This window comes from Bifidobacterium santillanense, from assembly GCF_018555385.1.
GTDB classification, from domain to species: domain Bacteria; phylum Actinomycetota; class Actinomycetes; order Actinomycetales; family Bifidobacteriaceae; genus Bifidobacterium; species Bifidobacterium santillanense.
In genome coordinates this window covers 100,310-120,479 of sequence record NZ_JAFEJS010000004.1, presented here as the reverse complement: position 1 = coordinate 120,479, position 20,170 = coordinate 100,310, and the positions used below count along the sequence as shown (strand labels likewise).

14 protein-coding genes are annotated in these 20,170 nt (G+C 65.6%); 6 read left to right on the top strand and 8 right to left on the bottom strand.

Annotation, left to right across the window (positions count from 1 at the left end):
* Nucleotides 1-135: 135 nt before the first annotated feature.
* From JS528_RS05365 to JS528_RS05340, 6 genes are all read right to left on the bottom strand, one after another.
* The gene (locus tag JS528_RS05365) at nucleotides 136-1,419 is read right to left on the bottom strand and encodes a nucleoside hydrolase (RefSeq protein ID WP_214358065.1); all 1,284 of its coding nucleotides are present in this window, start codon (nucleotides 1,417-1,419) and stop codon (nucleotides 136-138) included.
* 252 nt (nucleotides 1,420-1,671) lie between these two features.
* Nucleotides 1,672-2,736 carry an ABC transporter substrate-binding protein gene (locus tag JS528_RS05360; RefSeq protein ID WP_214358064.1) on the bottom strand — a complete coding sequence of 355 codons (1,065 nt, stop codon included), beginning with the start codon at nucleotides 2,734-2,736 and terminating at the stop codon, nucleotides 1,672-1,674.
* 236 nt (nucleotides 2,737-2,972) lie between these two features.
* Nucleotides 2,973-3,803, bottom strand: coding sequence for an ABC transporter permease (locus JS528_RS05355; RefSeq protein ID WP_214358063.1), 831 nt, complete (start codon nucleotides 3,801-3,803; stop codon nucleotides 2,973-2,975).
* Between the two features lie 311 nt (nucleotides 3,804-4,114).
* Complete coding sequence (locus JS528_RS05350; RefSeq protein ID WP_214358062.1) at nucleotides 4,115-5,671, bottom strand: glycoside hydrolase family 32 protein; 1,557 nt, start codon at nucleotides 5,669-5,671, stop codon at nucleotides 4,115-4,117.
* 211 nt (nucleotides 5,672-5,882) lie between these two features.
* Nucleotides 5,883-7,229 carry an MFS transporter gene (locus JS528_RS05345; RefSeq protein ID WP_214358061.1) on the bottom strand — a complete coding sequence of 449 codons (1,347 nt, stop codon included), beginning with the start codon at nucleotides 7,227-7,229 and terminating at the stop codon, nucleotides 5,883-5,885.
* A 524-nt stretch (nucleotides 7,230-7,753) separates the two neighbouring features.
* Nucleotides 7,754-8,800, bottom strand: coding sequence for a LacI family DNA-binding transcriptional regulator (locus tag JS528_RS05340; RefSeq protein WP_214358060.1), 1,047 nt, complete (start codon nucleotides 8,798-8,800; stop codon nucleotides 7,754-7,756).
* A gap of 211 nt (nucleotides 8,801-9,011) precedes the next feature.
* Here JS528_RS05340 and JS528_RS05335 point away from each other — a divergent pair, with 211 nt between their 5' ends.
* The gene (locus JS528_RS05335) at nucleotides 9,012-9,377 is read left to right on the top strand and encodes a phage holin family protein (RefSeq protein WP_214358059.1); all 366 of its coding nucleotides are present in this window, start codon (nucleotides 9,012-9,014) and stop codon (nucleotides 9,375-9,377) included.
* A 226-nt stretch (nucleotides 9,378-9,603) separates the two neighbouring features.
* On the opposite strand, the gene ilvD is transcribed toward JS528_RS05335, so the two are convergent.
* Nucleotides 9,604-11,469 carry a dihydroxy-acid dehydratase gene (gene ilvD / locus JS528_RS05330; RefSeq protein WP_214358058.1) on the bottom strand — a complete coding sequence of 622 codons (1,866 nt, stop codon included), beginning with the start codon at nucleotides 11,467-11,469 and terminating at the stop codon, nucleotides 9,604-9,606.
* Between the two features lie 365 nt (nucleotides 11,470-11,834).
* On the opposite strand from ilvD, the gene JS528_RS05325 reads away from it, so the two are divergent.
* Together JS528_RS05325 and JS528_RS05320 are read left to right on the top strand one after the other, a co-directional pair.
* Complete coding sequence (locus tag JS528_RS05325; protein ID WP_214358057.1) at nucleotides 11,835-13,742, top strand: ABC transporter ATP-binding protein; 1,908 nt, start codon at nucleotides 11,835-11,837, stop codon at nucleotides 13,740-13,742.
* Between the two features lie 21 nt (nucleotides 13,743-13,763).
* On the top strand, nucleotides 13,764-15,551 hold the full coding sequence (locus JS528_RS05320; protein WP_214358056.1) for an ABC transporter ATP-binding protein: 1,788 nt from the start codon (nucleotides 13,764-13,766) through the stop codon (nucleotides 15,549-15,551).
* A gap of 8 nt (nucleotides 15,552-15,559) precedes the next feature.
* Here the strand turns inward: JS528_RS05320 and JS528_RS05315 are convergent, their stop codons facing one another.
* Complete coding sequence (locus JS528_RS05315; protein ID WP_214358055.1) at nucleotides 15,560-16,576, bottom strand: LacI family DNA-binding transcriptional regulator; 1,017 nt, start codon at nucleotides 16,574-16,576, stop codon at nucleotides 15,560-15,562.
* 347 nt (nucleotides 16,577-16,923) lie between these two features.
* Between JS528_RS05315 and JS528_RS05310 the strand changes: the two genes are divergently transcribed.
* The 3 genes from JS528_RS05310 to JS528_RS05300 all read left to right on the top strand — a co-directional run bounded on the left by JS528_RS05310 (nucleotide 16,924) and on the right by JS528_RS05300 (nucleotide 20,119).
* Entirely contained in the window at nucleotides 16,924-18,186 is a 1,263-nt protein-coding gene (locus JS528_RS05310; protein ID WP_214358054.1) for an ABC transporter substrate-binding protein, read from the top strand.
* 139 nt (nucleotides 18,187-18,325) lie between these two features.
* Nucleotides 18,326-19,264 (top strand): carbohydrate ABC transporter permease, encoded by a 939-nt coding sequence (locus tag JS528_RS05305; protein ID WP_214358053.1) that lies wholly within the window; start codon nucleotides 18,326-18,328, stop codon nucleotides 19,262-19,264.
* Nucleotides 19,265-19,354: 90 nt separating this feature from the next.
* The gene (locus tag JS528_RS05300) at nucleotides 19,355-20,119 is read left to right on the top strand and encodes a carbohydrate ABC transporter permease (protein ID WP_214358052.1); all 765 of its coding nucleotides are present in this window, start codon (nucleotides 19,355-19,357) and stop codon (nucleotides 20,117-20,119) included.
* The last annotated feature ends 51 nt before the right edge of the window (nucleotides 20,120-20,170 follow it).

Below are 20,170 nucleotides of genomic sequence, written 5' to 3'. Positions count from 1 at the left end.
CTTCCTAGGCAGGTCACCGGCAGCATATGACGGACGGGGCGTTGGAATCCTCGGATTGCCAGCACTCCGTTTCCCGTATGTCGTCAGTGACCTGCCTAGGAAGTGAAAAACCTGCCTAGGAAATGCAGGACATGGTCAGGCGATGTCGCATAACGCCGTCAGACGGTCGGTGAACCCCCTGACGAACCGCGGCGCGTCGACGCCGAGCGCGACGTGCGCGCGCGGGGCGTCGGGCGTGACGAGACCCACCGGGTCCCCGGTCGTGCGTCCGCGCACGCCGGTGAAGTCGCCGGTCGCGGTCTCGGCGCGCATCGCGACATCGAGGCACGTGACCAGCGACGGGTCGAGGGCGACCGCTGCCGCCAGCGGGTCGTGCAGCGGCATGCCGCCGGCGAAGATCGCCGGATCCGCCTCGAGGTTCGCGGCGATCGAGAATTCGGTGATTCCTGCGAGGAAGCGGCCCGCCTCCGTGTCGGTCGCGCGCCACCGTTCGGCGGCGGAGCGCGGCAGCAAACATTGATGCGTCACATCGAGGCCGACCATCGTCACGTCCGCGCCGGAGTGGAACACGCGGTCAGCGGCCTCGGGATCCTGGATGACGTTCGTCTCGGCCACCGCGTCCCAGCAGTTGCCCGGCTGGGTGAACGTGCCACCCATCATCACGAGCCGCAGGCGCGGCGCGATGTCCGGCGCGCGCGTGATCGCCGCGTCCACGTCCGTGAGCGGCCCGGTCGCGAGCACCGTCACGTCGCGGCCATGCGCGCGCACCTCGTCGACGAGGAAGTCAATGCCGTCGCGGGATGATCGCGGTTGCATGGCGGCGTCGGGGAACGGCCGTCCGGAGTTCTCAAGACTCGGGGGAAGCCGTCGTGCGCGGGACGCCGACGATCCCCGCGGGGTCGGGTCTCCGATCGGAACCGCGGGATTCGCATGGGGGTCGTCCGTGCGGTATCCGCCGACGGAGACGATGGGGATTCGCCCGCAGCCGTCCGGTGCATTCGTCGGGTTCGCGATGGACGCGTTCCCGCCGGCGGTTTCGGACGTGTCCGCCGCCGTCTCGTGACGGCCGCGTTCGTGCGCGTTGGCCGTCGTTCCGCCGACCGTCGATTCGAGCCGGCCGCGCAGGCCGCCCAACCCGTCGACGCCGTGGAACTGCGCGCAGCCGGCGTCCGGGATGAACGTGTCCGCCCACGAGGGGTGCGTGGAGGAGCGGAACACAGGGATGTCGCCGCGTCCGAACAGGTCGAGCACGAGGCGAGTGTTCGCATACGCGGTGTCCGCGTCCACGTTGCCGTATCCGGCGAGCACGCCGGCGAGCTCGCATTCGCGTGGCGAGGCGAGCAGGTACGCGAGCGCCATCGCGTCGTCGACGCCGGTGTCCACGCACGCGATGACGCGGACGAGGGAGTGTGCGTTCATGTGAGGTCTCCTATTGATGGTGGAGGGGCGGTCGGTGTCCGTGGTCTCGGATGGCGGCATGCCATCGGTCGACGGGGAGCGGCGGGGCGGGGATGGTGATCATGGGCATCCGCGGCGTGGGAGTGGGAGGGTGTCTCCCGCGCATAAGAAACCGCACCTCCGATCGTCGGGCCGAGGCGGTTCGGATCTCGACGATCGGAGGTGCGGTGCACGACGATGATGGTCTTCCCGCCGGGCGGGGGACCATCGTTGCTACTTGCCGAGGAACTCGTTGGTGGCGAAGTCCTTGGTGTTCGGGGCCTCGTGGATCACGTTGTCGTGGGAGTCGGTGTAGGCGTCCTCCTGGGCCAGGAAGTCGAAGTACTTCTGCGGCTCGACGAAGTCGTTGGTGCCGAGCACGAACGAGCCGTCCTTGATCTTGGCCGGGTCGCCCCAGTACTGGCCGTCGACGATGGTCTGCATGCTCTTCTTGACGAACTTGAGCTCGAGGTTGGCCTCCGGGGCCTCGTCGACGAGGATCTGCGCGGCGTCGTCCGGGTGCGAGTATGCGTACTCGTAGCCCTTCTGCGTGGCCTGGGTGAACTTCTTGACCAGCTCAGGATCGTTCTTGATGGTCTTGTCGCTGGTGATCACGCCGATCGCGTCCGCGTTGCCGGGTACGCCGTAGTCGGGCTCGGTGAAGCAGTTGAGCTTCGGGCCGTACATGTCGGCCTGCACGCCCTCCCAGGTGGCGTAGAAGCCGCCGAAGTCGGCCTTGCCGGACTCGAGCGTCTTGAACGTGGAGGTGCCGACGGTGACCTTGTCGAACTCGCCCTTGCCGCCGTCGGTCTGGATCATGCGGCGCACGACCGCGTCGGACTCGTTCGAGCCGAACGTGGCGAACGTCTTGCCGTCCAGGTCCTTCGGGGACTTGATGGCGGTGTTCGAGGCGAGCGCGCACCAGATCGCGCTCGGCTTCTGCTGGACCTGCAGCACCTGCTTCAGGTGCGCGCCCTTGAGGTTGTACATGCCCACGTTGGTCAGGTTGGACAGGGCGAAGTCGGCGTTGCCGTTGTTCACGGCCTGCTCGGCGCCGGCCTGCGCGACCGCGACGATGTCCACGTCGAGGCCCTGGTCCTTGAACCAGCCCTTGTTCTTGGCGACGTAGACGCCGATGTGGTTGGTGTCCGGCGCCCAGGACAGCATGAACGTGACCTTCTTCAGGTTGCCGTTGGAGGTGGAGGAGGTGTCGTTGCTCTGGCCGCACGCCGTGAAGCCGAGAGTCATGGCGATGGCGCCCACGAGGGCGATGGCCTTGTTCACAAGGCTGTGCTTCATGATGAATCCCTAGTTCGTTCTCTCAGCCGTTCTCTGGGTGTCGCTTCGGACGGACAATCGGCAGAGAACGGCATGGAGGGCCTGACGATCCGCCCGACCGGCGCCCCGGCCGTCCCCTCGACGAATGAAGCGATGAAAGGGAGGGGAGGTCGTTTGCCACACGCCGGACAAGCGTCTGCCATTATAGGGGCAAGGGACTACCGGACGGGAACGGGGAGGCGGGCCCGCCGGCCGACTCACTGGTCGGCGTCGGGGTCGGCGTCCTTGCCGACCGGGCCGAGCAGCAACCGCTCGCTGATATTTACCGCGATGAGCAGCAGGCACGTCATCGCGATGATCGTGAACGTCGCCGAGAAGATCAGCGGCGTGCGGAACGAGTTGTACGCGGCCTGCAGCCAGATGCCGAGGCCCTTGCGCGCGCCCAGATACTCGGCGGTGGAGGCGGTGGCGAAGATGTACGCGCCGGAGACGCGGATGCCGCCGTAGATCTGGCGGGCCGCGACCCTGAGCTTGACGTGCCACAGCGTCCACCATCGCGTCGCGCCGCAGGTGAGGGCCACGTCCGAGTAGAACTCGGGCACCGCCTCGAGGCCGCGCACGGTCTGCACGGCGATCGGGAACAGGCCGAACACCGCGGTGATGACGATCTTGCCGTACGTCTCGAAACCGAACCAGATGAGGAACAGCGGGGCGATGGAGATGAGCGGCATCGTCTGCGCGGCGGCGAGCAATGGGTAGAACGCCGCGTTGAACGTGCGCGAGCAGTACAGGCCGATGCCGATGAGAATGCCGAACAGCACCGCGAACAGGAATCCGACCACGCCCTCGTACGTGGTCACCGCGGCTGCCGGGCCGAGCGTGGACCACACCTCGACCGTCGCCTGCGCGATCTCGCTCGGCGCGGGGATCATCGTCGACGGCACATGGCCGATGCGCACCCACGCCTCCCACGCGGCGAACAGGACGACGACGGCGATGACCGTGGGGATGTGGCGTTTGGCTCGCTTCGCGAGGGAGGCCGCGGGCGATGGGGACGATGCCGATGACGATGCTGATGCTGTGGACATGGGATTCACCTTGCTTTCCGCGCCGACCCGCCGTCTGGGGAGGGCCCGGCGCTCGCGGCCGGGGCGTGGAGCAGTAAGGTGAGGAGCCTGCGCGCCAGCCGGCCATGACTAACCGCGTCACAGTATAGCGGCGCATGGCGATGCCGCGCCCCGTCGACCTCCTCCATACGGAAAGGCCCCGGAGGGACATCCCCGCCATATGGTGGCGGAAACGTCTCTCCGGGGCCTTCCCGGTGATGGAGAGGAATGGAAGAGAGATGGGGAAGGAGGACGGAATCCGTCGGTTCGGGCGGACCGGACCGCCGGACGGATCACTCCAGACCGATGGACTTCATGTGGTGGAGCTTGAGGGACTCGACCTTCAGGGAGCCGGACTCGGCGACCAGCTTGATCGCGCGCGGGCCCTCGGAGGCGTAGGAGTAGGAGCTCAGCACCTGGTGGCCGCCGTTGACGTACACCTCGACGGAGCCGCGGTCGACGAACACGCGCAGGTCCAGCTTGCCGGAGGCGAGCTCGGCGTCGGTGAGCGGTGCGGTGCGGTAGCCCTTGTCGCCGTACTTCATCGCCTGACGGTCCACCACGACGCGGCCGATCTGGTCGTCGTACGCGACGTAGGTGTACGCGCCGTCCTCGGTGGCGTTGACCTTGAGGCCGCAGCGCTCGGCGGTGGAGTGCGCCAGATCGATGGTCAGCTCGATCTCGACGGCGCGCTCGTCGTCGGCGATGACCTTCTCGCCGTCCAAGTCGAGGGTGACGGGGCCGAGGTCGATGGTGTCCTCGCGCAGACCCTCCATCTCCTTGACCGGAGCGGTGACGACGTCGCCGTCCTCGCCGAGGGTGATCTCGCGCGGCAGGGTCATCTGGCCGCACCAGCCGTCGTCCTGCATCGGGACCGGATCGACGAACGGGCTCATCCAGCCGTAGACGATCTGACGGCCGTTCGTGTTGAACGACTGCGGCGCGTAGTAGTTGTGGCCGCAGTCCCACAGGCGGAACTCGGTCTCCGGCTGGAACGCCTCGCCCGGGGTCCAGGTGCCGATCATGTAGCCGGCGTTGTTGACGTTGCGGTTCATGAAGCCGTTCTTCTTCGCGCCCATCGCGGAGAAACCGATGACCCACTTCTCGTTGCCGTCCTTGTCCTTGATCGGGAAGAAGTCGGGGCACTCGAGCATGAAGACATCCGGATCCGGGTGCTCGAACAGCACGCGCTCGTAGGTCCAGCGCACCATGTCGTCGGAGGAGAACAGCCACATCTGGCCGCGCTTCTCGGCGGAGGAGACGCCGAAGGTCATGTACCACTTGTCGCCGGTCTTCCAGACCTTCGGATCGCGGTAGTGGTGGTCGACCTTGTCGGTCGGGCAGTCGATGATCATGCCCTGCTTGGTGGCGGAGGTGAGCTCGTCGTTGTCCGGGGTGGCGAGCATCTGGACCTGCCAGTCGCCGCCGGTGTTGTCATGGCCGTTGGCCCAGCGGTGGCCGGTGTAGTAGAACTTGAGGTCGCCGTTGTCGTCGATGACGGCGGAGCCGGAGAACACGCCGTCCTTCTCCTGCTCGAGCGAGGGGGCGAACATGATCGGCTCGCGCTTCCAGTTGAGCATGTCGGTGGAGGAGACGTGGCCCCAGTGCATCGGGCCCCACTGGGTGCCGTACGGGTGCAGCTGGTAGAAGACGTGCCAGCGGCCCTTGTAGTAGCACAGGCCGTTCGGGTCGTTGATCCAGCCGCCGTTGGAGGCGATGTGGAACTTCGGGTACCAGCGGTCGTTGCGCTTGGCGGCCTGGGCGGCGACGCCGGCCTCGGCCTTGGCGAGTTCCTCGGCGTGGTCGCGGATGGGGATGAGTACGGGGGTTGCGGGGGTGAAATCGGTCATGGCACGTCCTTGTGGGTCGATTGGTTGGTTTGGGTTGGGGTGAGGAGGAATGGAGGGGAGAAAGCGAGGATATGGGGTTGCGGCGGTCGCTACGGGAAAAAGGGGAAAACCGTGGACGATCGCCGCAACAGGTTCGGGGATTGCGCGGGATGGCCGGGATTCGGGGCCCCGCCCGCTCGGGAGAGGGAAGGGGCCCCGGCCGGGAAGGCGATCAGGCCTTGGCGGCCTCCATGGCCTTGAGCTGCTTGTCGGTGTAGAACGGGTCGCCGCCGACCTCCTGATCATCGCGCTTGATGATGAAGAAGCCGTAGATCAGGGCGAGCAGGACGATGCCGGAGATGCACCAGAAGGTGATGCGGGAGCCCATGTCGTTGGCCGGCATGAGGTTGGTCATGTAGTCGTGGAAGGCGCCCATCGGGGTGGAGAAGATGACCTGGCCGATCTGCGAGGCGATCTGGAAGCCGACCATGTACAGCGTGGCGGACAGCTTCGTGTCGAAGTGCAGGGTGAAGTAGCGGAACGCCGGCAGGCAGAACAGCGGGACCTCGATGGAGTGGAACAGCTTGACGATGGAGACGGTGATCGGGTCGTGGAACACGCCGCACAGACCGATGCGGGCGAACATGACGAACGCGCCGAGCAGCAGGGCGTTGCGCACGCCGATCTTCTTCATGATGATCGGGACGACGCCCATCATCGCGGACTCGAGGAAGACCTGGAAGCTGTTGAGGACGCCGTAGGTGCTGTTGCCCATCTCGGTGGTCGGGAACAGGCCGGCGTAGTAGTTCGGGAACATCTGCTGGTCGAACACCACGTAGAAGGTGTTGGTGAAGAGCATGAAGACGACGAGGATCCACAGGGTCGGCATCTTGAGGACGCTGAGCATCTCCTTGAAGGACGGGTTCGTCGGGGCGGCGTTCGGATCGGCGGCCTTCTTCAGCTCGGCCTTCTGCTCGGCCGGGACCCAGAAGGCGTAGACGAGGAGCATGCCGAGACCGCAGGCGGAACCGACCCAGAAGTTGATCAGCGGGTTGATGTTGAACAGGAAGCCGGCGCACAGGGCGACGATGGCGTAGCCGAAGGAGCCCCAGGCGCGGGACTGGCCGTACTCGAAGCCGAACTTACGGGAGTAGCGCTCGGTGACCGCCTCGAAGAGGGAGCAGCCGGACATGAAGCCCGCGGACAGCACGATGGAGCCGATCAGGACGCCCAGGAAGCGGGTGGTGCCGCCGGCGACGAGCATCGGCATGTAGATGAACTGGACGAACGGGCCGACCAGCGCGGCGATCACGGAGATGAAGATGACGAGCTTGCGCTTGATGCCGAGCTGGTCCTGGATGATGCCGTAGACGAACATGATGACCAGCGTGGCCAGCGAGTTGATGGAGTAGATCTGGCCCTGCTCGGCGGACGTCATGCCCAGGCCGTGCGTCGGGTCGGTGAGCCACCTGGAGAAGAAGGACCACCAGATGCCCCAGGAGCAGAAGAACATGAAGATGCCGAACGAGCTCTGCAGGTAGGAGGGGTTCCTCCATGCAGACTTGGATGCGCTTGCCATGCGTATTCCCTTGTCTCTCTCATCCGCGGCTGCGCGGATGACCTTGTGTATGGCGTTTCTTTCCTGTTTGCGACTTGCGTCGTCGTTGTCGGGTCGTCGCCTCCTCATGGAGGTTCCGGCGGGGTTCCTCCGCGGCTGCCGCGCCGCGTGGGGAATCGTGTTGACAGTTATCAATATAGCGCATCAAACGATTTACGTCAAACGTTATACGCAAACCGTTTCGATACGAGTGATTCCAGTACGTCAAACGATTGATTTACCGCCGTTTTTGGGGCATGTTCGGCGCACGTCGTCAGCCCCCTTCGGCGTGTCGCCCCCGTGGGATGCGCGTCCCCGTCAAAGGGGGTCGACGACGGCCGACCGGTGCATGAGGCGGAGAGCGACGGATGCCTCGCTCCCCACACCGTTTTGCGGCCGGCTTCCCGGAGAACGGAGCCGGATGGATAGAATACGGAAAGACCCCTCGCCGGGGTGCGAGGGGTCCGTGATGTCCGTAATCCATTGCGGTATGCGCTGATCCGCGTTCACCGCACGACCGACTCCTTCTCGATGAGCCGGCAGTGGATCTTCGCCGGGATTCCCGCGTCCAGCGGCGGCATCGGCGCCGTCGTCGACGGCCACTCGGACTCGTCGAGCGAGCGGTCCTCGATCAGCGAGATCAGCTTCGCCGCTGCCCAGTAGCCCATCTCGAAGTGCGGCAGCTCCACCGTCGTCAGCTGCGGGGAGAGCGTCTCGGCGAACACGCGGTGGTTGTCGACGCCCACGACGGACAGGTCGCGGCCCACCGTGAGCCCGCGGCGCGCCGCGCACTCGTACACGTACCATGCGCGCGCGTCGTTGAAGCAGAAGAAGCCGTCCGGCCGCTCCCAGTCGAACAGGTCGGACACGGCCTCGAGCGCCGGGCCGTTGTTGAGCACGTTGACGACGAGCCGCTCGTTGAACTTGCGTCCCGCGTCCTCGATCGCCGCACGGTAGCCGGCCAGTCGCCCCTGCTGGGCGATCATGCCCCCCTCCGAGCAGCCGACGTACGCGATGCGCCCGCAGCCGGCGTCGAGGAGGCGCCGCGTCGCGTCGTAGGCGATGCGGTACTCGTCCGGTTCGACGCTGGGGACGAGCCCGTCCGGATCGGTCGCGTCGACGAGCACCAGCGGGCAGTCGTTGAGCCGCCTGGGCACCTCGGTCACGCGGTTCGACATCTTCGCGTACAGGAAGCCGTCGGCGCCGTAGCGCTGGAGCGCCTCGATCTCCTCGTCCTCGTCCATGCCGCCGTCGGTGCTGACGGTGATGAGCATGTAGCCGTACTGGCTCGCGGCCGACTGCGCGCCCAGGATCATGCCGCCGGCGTACGGGGTGGTGGCGACCTCCTCGCTGATGAAGCCGAGGATGTGCGTGCGGTTGGTGCGCAGGGAGCTTGCCATCGGATTGACCCGATAGCCCAGCTCATCGGCCACCGCGCGCACGTGCGCCGCGATCGCCGGCTTGACGCGCCCCTCGTCGCGGTGGTTCATCACCAGCGACACCGTCGATACGGAGACCCCCGTCCGCTCCGCGATCTGCTTCATCGTAACCATATGTCAAACGATACACCCTGTGCGGCGTCCCGAGGCCGATTTCGCCGAGATGTGTACGAACGTACGCATATGTCCGGCATGCGTGCCCGCCCGCGGGAGATTCGTGCCACGTCATGGCGAGAATCTCCCATTGGGATGCCCGTCAGTGGGAGGTTGGTGCCGACATGTGGCAGGGATGTACCGCTGATGCGCCGGCGGCTACGATGGCGGCATGAGAAGTTTTCTGACGCAATGGCTGATACTGACGATCGCGGCGGCCGTGATGGTGGTGCTCCTGCCGGGCATGACGACGGTGGGAGAGCCGCCGATCCTCGGCGTGGCCGCGTTCTCCCTGTTCATGGCGCTCATCAACGCTTCCGTCAAGCCGGTGATGCACCTGATCTCCCTGCCGATCACGATTCTTACGTTCGGCGTCTTCTATCTGGTGGTCAACTGGCTGTGCATGCGCCTGGCCTCCTGGCTCGCGCTGAGCCTGTTCGGCGTCGGCGTCTACGTGCACGGCTTCCTGTGGGCGACGATCGGCTCGATCATCATGGCGATCGTCTCGGGGATCGTCGGCTCCATCGTCGGCGAGTGACCCATCCCGGTTCCCGATTCTCGGCCCCGTGGAATCGGGAACCGGACCCCTGTGCGATCGCACACCGGAATCCGCGGAATCATGCCGAAGTCCGATTCCGCGCGTGTGCGATTCCGTGCGTTTCGGGTTCCCGATTGCAAAGGCCGAAAAATCGGGAACCGGCGAAGACGACGATGGCCCGCCGTGGGTGCTCCACGGCGGGCCATCGTCGTCCAGGGCCTATCGATCAGGCGAGGCCGGAGAGCCTGTTGATGAGCTCCGGATCCCTGGTCGCGCCCTTGTCGGCGGAGCGGGCGAAGGCGGCGTAGGCCTTGAGGGCCTGCGAGACCTTGCGGTCGCGGTGCGCCACGTAGCCGTCGCCGGCCTCGAGCTCGGCGCGGCGCTCGGCGAGCTGCTCGTCGGTCAGCTCGACGTTCACCGAACGCGCCTCGATGTCGATGTTGATGATGTCGCCGTTCTTGATCAGGGCGATCGGGCCCTTGTTCGCGGCCTCGGGGGCGATGTGGCCGATGGCCAGACCCGAGGAGCCGCCGGAGTAGCGGCCGTCGGTGAGCATGGCGACCTGCTTGCCGATGCCCTTGCCCTTGACGAAGGAGGTCGGGTAGAGCATCTCCTGCATGCCCGGGCCGCCCTTCGGACCCTCGTAGCGGATGACCAGCGCCATGCCCGGCTTCAAGGTGTCGTCGAGGATGACCTTGATGGCCTCCTCCTGGGACTCGACGACCAGCGCCGGTCCGCGGAACTTCCAGATCTCCTGCGGCACGCCGGCGGTCTTGACGACGCAGCCGTCGGGCGCGAGGTTGCCGCGCAGCACGGCGAGGCCGCCCTCGTGGATCTCCGGGTGGTCGATGTCGTGGATCGCGCCGTTGACGCGGTCGGTGTCGAGCGAGTCGAACAGCGTGGTGTGCGTCCACGGCTCCGGGGAGATGATGTGGCCCGGAGCGGCCTTGTACATCTGCTTGGCCTCCTCGGTGCAGGTCGGGCGCATGATGTCCCAGTCGTCGAGCTTGGCCTCGAGCGACGGGTAGTCGATCGAGTGGACGTTCTGGTGCAGCTTGCCGGCGCGGTCGAGCTCGCCGAGGATGCCGGTGATGCCGCCGGCGCGGTGCACGTCGGAGATCTCCCACTTGCCGGACGGCGAGGCCTTGCAGATGCACGGCACGGTGTGGGAGATGCGCTCGATGTCGTCGAGCGTGAAGTCGACGTCGGCCGACTGCGCCATCGCGAGGATGTGCAGCACGGTGTTGGTGGAGCCGCCCATCGCGACGTCCATCGTCATGGCGTTCTCGAACGCCTCCTTGGTGGCGATGGAGCGCGGCAGCACGGAATCGTCGGAGTCGCGGTAGTACTGGTTCGCGATCTTGACGACCTGCTGCGCGGCGCGCTTGAACAGGTCCTTGCGGTAGGAGTGGGAGGCGAGGATCGTGCCGTTGCCCGGCAGGGCCAGGCCGATGGCCTCGGTCAGGCAGTTCATCGAGTTGGCGGTGAACATGCCGGCGCAGGAGCCGCAGGTCGGGCAGACGGTCTTCTCGTAGTTGAGCAGGTCCTCCTCGGAGACGTTGTCGTCGGCGGAGGCGTACATCACGGAGATGAGGTCGGTGTTCTTCTTGACGGTGCCGTCGGCGAGCACCGTGGTGCCGGCCTCCATCGGGCCGCCGGAGACGAACACGGTCGGGATGTTCAGGCGCAGCGCGGCCATGAGCATGCCCGGGACGACCTTGTCGCAGTTCGGGATGCAGATCAGGGCGTCGGCGCAGTGCGCGTTGCACTGGTATTCGACGGTGTCCGCGATGATGTCGCGGGAGGGCAGGGAGTACAGCATGCCGGTGTGGCCCATGGCGATGCCGTCGTCGACGGCCATGGTGTTGAACTCGCGCGGGATGCCGCCGGCCTCCTTGATGGCCTCGGAGACGATGCGGCCGACCTTGTTGAGGTGGACGTGGCCGGGGAGGAACTCGTCGAAGGAGTTGGCGATGGCGATGATGGGCTTCTTGCCCATGTCGTCGCCGCTGACGCCTGCGGCACGGTAGAGGGCGCGGGCGCCTGCGAAGACGCGGCCCGACATCAGTTTTGAAGATCGCATTTCAGTCATGGCATCTATTCAAGTCCCTAATCGGGACACGCGTTTTGTCAAGAGTCAGTATGTGGAATTCACGAGGATGTTACGTTGGCGCGGGGTTCGGCGGACGTTCCGGTCGACGCCTATGGAGCCCCGCGGATGGACGGAGGATGGACGCTCGACCCGGGGTGTCGCCTCGACCCGCGACCGCCGCGCGACTACACTGGTTCGCGTTTGCGAAACGAATCGCGTCCCGGCCGGCGAAGGAGAGCGCCGGCGGGGAAGTACGGGGCGCGGGGGAGTCGTGAATCGTGGCGGCAGCGATTGCCGCGCGCGGCGAAGGAGAGCGCCGTGCCAACCACAGGCAAACAATCCGAAGAAACGGTGATCTCCTCGTCATGTACGTCGATCCGGGAATCAACCAGAACAAGGGCAACGTCCGTTGGATCCTGCCCTACTGCACACCAGACCTGCCGCGCGTCGTCGGCGCGCTCGTCCTGTTCATCGCCAACAACGCGATGGCCCTGTCCATCCCGATCATCTCGGGCCTCATCGTCGACCGCGTCATCGTCGGCGGACGCACCGGCGAGCTGCCGGGCTTCTGCGCGCTCATGATCGCGATGACCATCATCCGCGTCGGCGCGCGCTACGGCTACCAGATGTGGATGGAGCGCTTCGGCCAGAACTCCGTGTACCGGCTCGTCAGCGACGAGTACGAGAAGCTGCATGAGCTCGACTTCACCTACTTCAACCACACGCGCACCGGCGACATCATGAGCCGCATGACCTCCGACACCGACGCGATCCGCCACTTTCTGAGCTGGGTCGACTATCAGATCGCCGACTGCGTGGTCATGTTCGTCGGCGCCCTGACCGTCATGTTCGCGATCGATTGGCGCCTCGCCCTCGCGCTCGCCTGCGTCACCCCGTTCATCTTCATCCTCACGCGTGGGCTCTCCTCGCATGCCCACCCGTTGTTCTTCGCGATCCGCAACTCGCTGGCCGAGCTCAACTCGATGGTCGAGGAGAACATCGAGGGCAACCGCGTCGTCAAGGCGTTCGCCCGCGAGCCGTACGAGACGCGCAAGTTCGACGAGCGCAACGACGACTACATGGAGCGCAACATGGCGCTCGCATACAACTCGCGCCGGTACATGCCCTGGCTCGACGGCCTCGGCTTCTGCCTGCAGCTCATCACGCTCGGCTTCGGCGGCTACCTCGTCATCGCCGGCGACATGACGCTCGGCAACCTCGTGAGCTTCAACTCCTTCCTGTGGATGATCGACGGGCCGGTGCGCATGTGCGGCTGGCTCATCAACGACTGGCAGCGCTTCAACGCCAGCTGCATCAAGATCAGGCGGCTCCTGACCGAGACGCCCCGCATCGTCGAACGCCCCGACGCGGCGCGGTCGGTCGTGGAGCAGTCGGGCGGCTCGGCCGTGGCGCGGACGGCGGCGGAGGGCCGGACGACGTCCACGCCCGCGGCTCCCGACCTGCGCATCCGCGGCGACGTCCGCTTCGACCACGTCTCCTTCGCGTTCCCCGACGACCCCGACACGCCGATCCTCGACGACATCGACTTCCACGTGCCCGCCGGATCCAAGCTCGGCATCCTCGGCGAGACCGGCGCCGGCAAGTCCACGCTCGTCAGCCTCATCTCGCGCTTCTACGACCCGACCGCCGGCCGCGTGCTCATCGACGGCGTCGACGCGCGCGACTGGCCGCTGGCCACCCTGCGCTCGCAGGTGTGCATCGTCGCGCAGGACACGTTCCTCTTCTCCGACACGATCGAGGGCAACATCTCCTTCGGCGCCGGCGGCGCGCCCGGGGACGAGACCGGCGGGCGCACCGGCTCGGGCGACGGCGTCGACGACGAGTTCATCCGCCGCATGGCCCGCATCGCCGGCGCCGACGGCTTCATCCGCGCGCTGCCCGACGGCTACGGCACGATCGTCGGCGAGCGCGGCGTCGGCCTGTCCGGCGGCCAGAAGCAGCGCCTGAGCCTGGCGCGCGCCTTGGCGGACGACCCGTCGATCCTCATCATGGACGACACGACCTCGGCCGTCGACATGGAGACCGAGGCCGAGATCCAACGGCATCTGCGCGAGATGGACGGCGACAAGACGATCGTGACGATCGCGCACCGCATCTCGTCGGTCAAGGACTCCGACCTGATCCTCGTGCTCGAGCGCGGGCGCATCGTCGAGCGGGGCACGCACGCCGAGCTTGTCGCCGCGCACGGGCGCTACTGGAGCATCTATTCGAAGCAGCTCGGCGCCCAGTCCGGCGCCGCGCAGGGATTCTGAGCCGGGGAAGGGGAGTCCGTCATGGCACAACGCAACACGTTCCGCGAGGACGAGGAGCTCGAGGAATCCATCAACCTGCACGACATCGCGCGCGTGGGCGTCTATCTCAAACCGTACCTGCCGGCCGTGGCCCGCATTCTGGCGGTCGTGGTCTCGATGAGCTGCATCACGGTGAGCGTGCCGTACCTGACCAAGATCATGATCGACGACGCGATCCCGAACAAGGACCTGGGGCGGCTGGGCCTGCTCGCGGGCGTGCTCGCGTGCCTGATCGTCGTGTACGAGCTCGCGCTGCGCTACCGCACGGTGGCGATCACGCGCGTCGGACAGCTCATGCTCAAGGACATGCGCCGCGACCTGTTCACGCACATCCAGACGCTGCCGTTCAGCTACTTCGACTCGCGTCCGCACGGCAAGATCCTCATCCGCGTGGTCAACTACGTCAACACCCTGTCGGACACGCTCTCGTCGGGCCTGATCAGCGTGTTCGCCGACGTGTTCACGTTCCTCGTCACGCTCGTGGTGATGTTCGCGATCGACTGGCGGCTTGCGCTGTGGAGCCTCGTGCTCTTCCCGGCGCTGATCGCGTGGGTGCGCGTGCTGCAGTACTTCCAGCGCCGCGCCTACCAGAAGCTGTCCAACAAGCAGAGCAACCTCAACGCGTTCATCCACGAGTCGATCGCCGGCGTCAAGACGACGCAGACGTTCGCGCGAGAGAAGGCGCAGTTCATGACCTTCCAGCAGCAGCAGGACGACGTGCGCACCGCGTGGATGGCGGCCAAGCACATCGAGTTCCTCATGTGGCCGGGCGTGCAGACGATCTCCGTGATGACGATCGCGTTCATCTACTTCGTCGGCATCACCGGCTTCGGCGGCGTGGACGTGACCACCGGCATGCTCATCGCGTTCGTCGGCTACGCGAACAACTTCTGGAACCCGGTCATCAACATCGGCAACTTCTACAACCAGCTGGTCACCTGCTCGGCGTACCTCGAGCGCATCTTCGAGACCCTCGACGTCCGGCCCGAGATCGAGGACCGTCCGGGCGCGCGCGACCTGCCCGAGATCCGCGGCCGCGTCGACTTCAACGACGTGGTCTTCCGCTACGAGGACGGCGGGCGCAACATCCTGAACCTCGTCGACTTCCACGTCGAGCCGGGCCGCACGATCGCGCTCGTCGGACCGACCGGCGCCGGCAAGACCACGATCGTGAGCCTCCTGTCGCGCTTCTACGACGTGACCGAGGGGTCGGTCGAGATCGACGGCCACGACGTGCGCGACGTGACGCTCGCCTCGCTGCGCCGGCAGATGGGCGTGATGCTGCAGGACACGTTCATCTTCTCCGGCAACGTGCGCGAGAACATCCGCTACGGCCGGCTTGACGCCACGGATGAGGAGATCGAGGCGGCGGCGAGGGCGGTGCACGCGCACGAGTTCATCATGGAACTGCCCGACGGCTACGACACGGTCGTGGAAGAGCGCGGCTCGACCCTCTCGGCCGGCCAGCGCCAGCTCATCGCGTTCGCGCGCGTGCTGCTGGCCGACCCGAGGATCCTGATCCTCGACGAGGCGACGTCGAACATCGACACGCGCACCGAGGAGGCGCTGCAGGCGGGACTCGCACACCTGCTCAAGGGGCGCACGTCGTTCGTCATCGCGCACCGCCTGTCGACGATCGAGAACGCGGACGAGATCCTCTACATCGACCACGGTCGGATCGTCGAGCACGGCTCGCACGCCGAGCTGCTCAGGGCCAAGGGGTCCTACTGGCGCCTCTACGAGTCCCAGTACGCCGCCATCCGGGCGTGAGAGCGGGCCTATCGCGTCGATTCGCGCACGACGAGGCGGGAGTTGGCGATGATCGCGTGCGGTGCGGCGTCGTCGCCGTTGATGCGGTCGATGAGCGCGTCGACCGCCTTGCGCGCGAAGTCGTCGAAGTCCATGGCGAAGGTGGTCAGCGACGGCACGCAGCACTCGCCCTCCTCGATGCCGTCGAATCCGACCACCGACACGTCCTGCGGCACGCGCACGCCGCAGTCCGCGAGTCCGCGCAGCACGCCGATGGCCGATTCGTCGTTGATGCACACCACGCTGTCGAAGTCGAGGCCTGTGCGCACGGCCTCGACGATGGTCTCGCGTGCGGATCGGCGGTTCCAATGCCGTTCGGGCAGGAACTGCCAGGGCTCCGGCGTGATGCCGTTGCGCAGCAGCGCCCGCTGGAATCCGGCCACGCGCTGCCATTTGGAGTCGGCGGAATCCCTGATGTCGTCGAAGTCCGCGTAGCGCGAGCAGTAGAACAGCGGCCTGCGGCACCCGCGCGAGAGCAGATAGGACGTGGTCGTGAAGATGCCCTGCTCGCAGGCGACCAGCATGGTGTCGTAGCTGTGGTTCTCGCACACCGGGCTGAGCAGCACCGACGGCTTGCCGTTGAGCTGGGCCATGATCTCCCTGACGTTCAGCTTGGACGGGGAGAAGATCACGCCGTCGCACATCGAGCTGACGATGTGCTGCAGGATCTCGGCTTCGGCGTCGCCCTCGTAGAAGGTCTGCTGGATGATCGTCTGGTATCCGCGCCGCCTTGCATACACCGAGATCGCGTCGGCGACCTGCGTCGAGTAGGGGTTGTGGAGGTCCTGCAGGACGAGGCCGATCGCGTTGGTCCTGCCGGAGCGGAGCGTGCGCGCGGAGACGTTGATGGAGTAGTTCAGCCGCTGCGCGACCCGCAGCACCTTGTCCCTGGTGGGCTTGGAGATGCTGGGGTCGTTGTGCAGCACGTATGACACGGTGGCCTGGGAGACGCCGGCTTCCCGGGCGATGTCTCGCATGGTGACCATTGGGGCTACTCCTTGCATGGATGAGGCCCGGCCGGGCTCATACATCGTCGTCCGTATACCGGGGCGGATTGATCGGTTATCAGTATAGTTCGCGCGTCGCCATCGCTGTTGAAACGTATAGGTGATCTATGACACGCCGACGTAAGTAGCCTATTTAAACGAATCAGCCAGTTTTTCAAGCCGTGCCTATCGCACCCGTTTGACAGCCATAATTGGTTGCGATAACATCTTTGCATGTCAACGGCTGATACGTATCAGTAAACAGTGGCTGTCAAGGTGTCACCGTGACAGGCTCCGGCGTGGTAGCCGGATGCACAGAGGAGCGATTTGGAACACAGGAGGTTTCAATGAAGTCTGGAATGAAGAGGATCGTCACCGCGGGCATCGCCGCTCTGGCGTCGCTGACGATGATCGGCTCGCTGGCCGCCTGCGGCTCCGACACCGCCGCCAGCAAGGACCTCGTCCTGACCATCTGGGGCGGCGACGTCGACAAGACCACGATGCAGCAGCGTCTCGATCTGGCCAAGAAGAAGTACCCGAACATCAACGTCAAGCTGCAGTACATCGCCAAGGACTACGACACCAAGATCCAGACGATGTTCTCCGGCGGCACGGCCCCCGACATCCTCGAGATCGCCGAGAACGTGAACGCCTACTCCACCCGCGGCCAGCTCGCCGACCTGACGTCCTCCTTCCCGGACGCCAAGACCGAGTTCGGCAATGCCAACGTGAACGCCTACTCCTACGACGGCAAGATGTACGCCGCCCCCGACCGCTCCGCCCCGGGCGTCGTGTACTACAACAAGGACATCTTCGACAAGGCCGGCGTCGAGTACCCGTCCGAGAGCTGGGACTGGGACACCTTCCTGACCAACGCGCAGAAGCTCGTGAAGAAGGACGGCGACACCACCACGCAGTGGGCCTACTGCGAGGGCGACTGGTGGGCGTGGTACATGACGTGGATGTACCAGAACGGCGGCAGGCTCCTCGACGACAACGGCAAGGCCACCGTCAACTCCAAGGCCAACGTCGAGGCCATGCAGTTCTACCAGGACCTCATGTACAAGTACGGCGTGATGCCCAAGCCGGAGCAGATCACCGACACCGGCGCCGACCCGCTGTTCCACCAGGGCAAGCTGGCCATGGAGGTCACCGGCTTCTGGAACATCAGCGCCCTGCAGGACGTCGACTTCAACTGGGGCATCGCCCCGATGTGGCACGGCAAGGACACCGCCGTCCCGATGTTCTCCAACGCGCTCGCCGTCTCCTCGCAGTCCAAGCACAAGGACGACGCCATCAAGATCGTGAAGTTCCTGACCTCCAAGGAGGGCCAGAAGCCGATCGCCGAGAACGCGCTCGACGTGCCCGCCAACCTCGAGGCCGCCGCCGACAAGTCCTTCACCGAGGCCAAGTGGAACAAGAACGGACTTGATCTGAGCGTGTTCTCCAAGTCCCAGTCCATGACCTACGCCCCGCCGTTCATCCCGAAGTGGAATCAGCTGACCCAGGCCATTTCCGACGGCATGTCCCAGACCTGGAACGGCAAGCAGAGCGTCAAGGCGGGCCTCGACAAGGCGCAGAAGACGGTCGAGACGGCGCTCAGCGAGTAGTTCCGTCGCGGATCGCACAGGGCGGCCGTCCGGCCCGTCCGGACCCGTCGGCCGCCCATCCCGCCCTCCGGCCCGTCCGTGCCGGAGGGACGCAATCCACATCGAACATGTCGAGTATTTCGAGTCAGAGGTCATTCTCATGAGTGCATTCACCAAAGCCGCCAAACCGCGCAAGGAGCGCCGCGGCATGACGCGCAGGACGCGCGAGGCCATCGCCTTCTACGCATGCGTCTCGCCGTGGATCTTCGGTTTCGTGGTGTTCACCGCGATCCCGATGGTCGCCTCCCTGTATCTGTCCTTCACCGACTGGGATTCGTTCCAGTCCCCGAACTTCGTCGGATTCGCCAACTACATCAAGGCATTCACCCAGGATCCGCTGTTCTGGAAGGTGCTGGGCCACACGTTCTACTACGCGCTGGTGTCCGTGCCGCTGTCGCTGCTGATCGCCCTGTACCTGTCCAACCTGCTGGCGAACAACTTCCGCGGCAAGCGTGCGTTCCGTACGATCATCTACCTGCCGTCGCTGGTGCCGCTGGTCTCCGCCGGCCTGATCTTCAAGTGGCTGCTCAAGCCCGAGGACGGCCCGATCAACGCCTTCCTGTCCATCTTCGGCATCAAGGGCCCCTCCTGGCTGCTCGACACCCACTGGGTCATCCCCGCGATCATCCTCCTGTCGCTGTGGCAGGTGGGCGGCGGCACCATCCTGCTCATCTCCGCGATCAACGGCGTGCCCAAGGAGCTGTACGAGGCCGCCGAGATCGACGGCGCCGGCCACTACCGCATGTTCTGGAACATCACGTTCCCGATGATCACGCCGATCCTGTTCTTCAACCTCGTGACCGGCATCATCGGCGCGTTCCAGGTGTTCGACCAGGTCTACATCCTGACCGCGGGCGGCCCGGACAACGCCAGCCAGATGATGGTGCCCTACATCTACACCACCGCGTTCAAGAACTTCCAGATGGGCTACGCCTCCGCGCTGGCGTGGATCCTGTTCGTCATCATCATGATCATTTCCGCTCTGGTGCTGCGTTCGTCGAGCGCCTGGGTGTTCTACGAGTCCGAGGTGAAGAAGTGAACAACAACTACAAGACCCCGGGTGCGAAGGCCCGCCGCTACGCCATCCTGACCGTCGTCTCGGCGATTCTGTGCGCCCCCGCTGGTGTTCGTGGTGTCGATCGCCCTGTCGAGCGACGCGACCACGAACGCGATGAGCTTCTCCTTCTTCCCGACCGAATGGCATTGGGAGAACTTCATCCGCGTGTTCGACTCCGGCCTGCCGATCGGGCGCTTCATCGTCAACTCGCTGTGCATCGTGCTGCCGGCCTGCCTGTTCATGACCCTCTCCAGCGCGCTCGTCTCCTACGGCTTCGCGCGACTGCGCGCGCCGGGCAAGAACGTCCTGTTCCTCATCGTCCTGTCCACGATGATGATCCCCGGCCAGGTGCTCATGATCCCGCAGTTCATCCTGTTCCGCTCCCTCGGATGGGTGAACACCCTGCTGCCGCTGGTCATCCCCAACCTGTTCGCCAACGCGTACAACGTGTTCCTCATGCGCCAGTTCATCACCCGCATCCCGACCGAGCTGGACGAGGCCGCCGAACTCGACGGCCTGGGCTACTTCGGCATCTTCACCCGCATCATCCTGCCGATGATGACGCCGGTGCTCGCCGCGGTGTGCGTGTTCACGTTCTCCGCCAACTGGGGCAACTTCTTCGGACCGCTCCTCTACATCAACGACGAGGAGAAGATGCCGCTCGCGCTCGGCCTGCAGGTGCTCTCCGCCCAGAGCTCGGGCGCGCAGACCCCGCCGTGGAACATGATCATGGTCGGCTCGCTGATCCTGATCATCCCGGTGCTCATCGTCTACTACTTCTCCCAGAAGTACATCTACGAGAGCGGTCTGGGCGTCGGCTCCGCCGGCATCAAGTAAAAGACCTCGGCGCCCCCGCGCCGATGGGCACGGCCCCGCACGGTGTTCTCT

Bases quoted from the DNA above. Each gene is read 5' to 3' on its own strand.
- JS528_RS05355 (WP_214358063.1), bottom strand. From the start codon at position 3,803: ATGTCCACAGCATCAGCATCGTCATCGGCATCGTCCCCATCGCCCGCG.
- JS528_RS05350 (WP_214358062.1), bottom strand. From the start codon at position 5,671: ATGACCGATTTCACCCCCGCAACCCCCGTACTCATCCCCATCCGCGAC.
- JS528_RS05345 (WP_214358061.1), bottom strand. From the start codon at position 7,229: ATGGCAAGCGCATCCAAGTCTGCATGGAGGAACCCCTCCTACCTGCAG.
- JS528_RS05305 (WP_214358053.1), top strand. From the start codon at position 18,326: ATGAGTGCATTCACCAAAGCCGCCAAACCGCGCAAGGAGCGCCGCGGC.
- JS528_RS05310 (WP_214358054.1), top strand. From the start codon at position 16,924: ATGAAGTCTGGAATGAAGAGGATCGTCACCGCGGGCATCGCCGCTCTG.
- JS528_RS05360 (WP_214358064.1), bottom strand. From the start codon at position 2,736: ATGAAGCACAGCCTTGTGAACAAGGCCATCGCCCTCGTGGGCGCCATC.
- ilvD (WP_214358058.1), bottom strand. From the start codon at position 11,469: ATGACTGAAATGCGATCTTCAAAACTGATGTCGGGCCGCGTCTTCGCA.
- JS528_RS05315 (WP_214358055.1), bottom strand. From the start codon at position 16,576: ATGGTCACCATGCGAGACATCGCCCGGGAAGCCGGCGTCTCCCAGGCC.
- JS528_RS05320 (WP_214358056.1), top strand. From the start codon at position 13,764: ATGGCACAACGCAACACGTTCCGCGAGGACGAGGAGCTCGAGGAATCC.
- JS528_RS05325 (WP_214358057.1), top strand. From the start codon at position 11,835: ATGTACGTCGATCCGGGAATCAACCAGAACAAGGGCAACGTCCGTTGG.
- JS528_RS05365 (WP_214358065.1), bottom strand. From the start codon at position 1,419: ATGAACGCACACTCCCTCGTCCGCGTCATCGCGTGCGTGGACACCGGC.
- JS528_RS05335 (WP_214358059.1), top strand. From the start codon at position 9,012: ATGAGAAGTTTTCTGACGCAATGGCTGATACTGACGATCGCGGCGGCC.
- JS528_RS05340 (WP_214358060.1), bottom strand. From the start codon at position 8,800: ATGGTTACGATGAAGCAGATCGCGGAGCGGACGGGGGTCTCCGTATCG.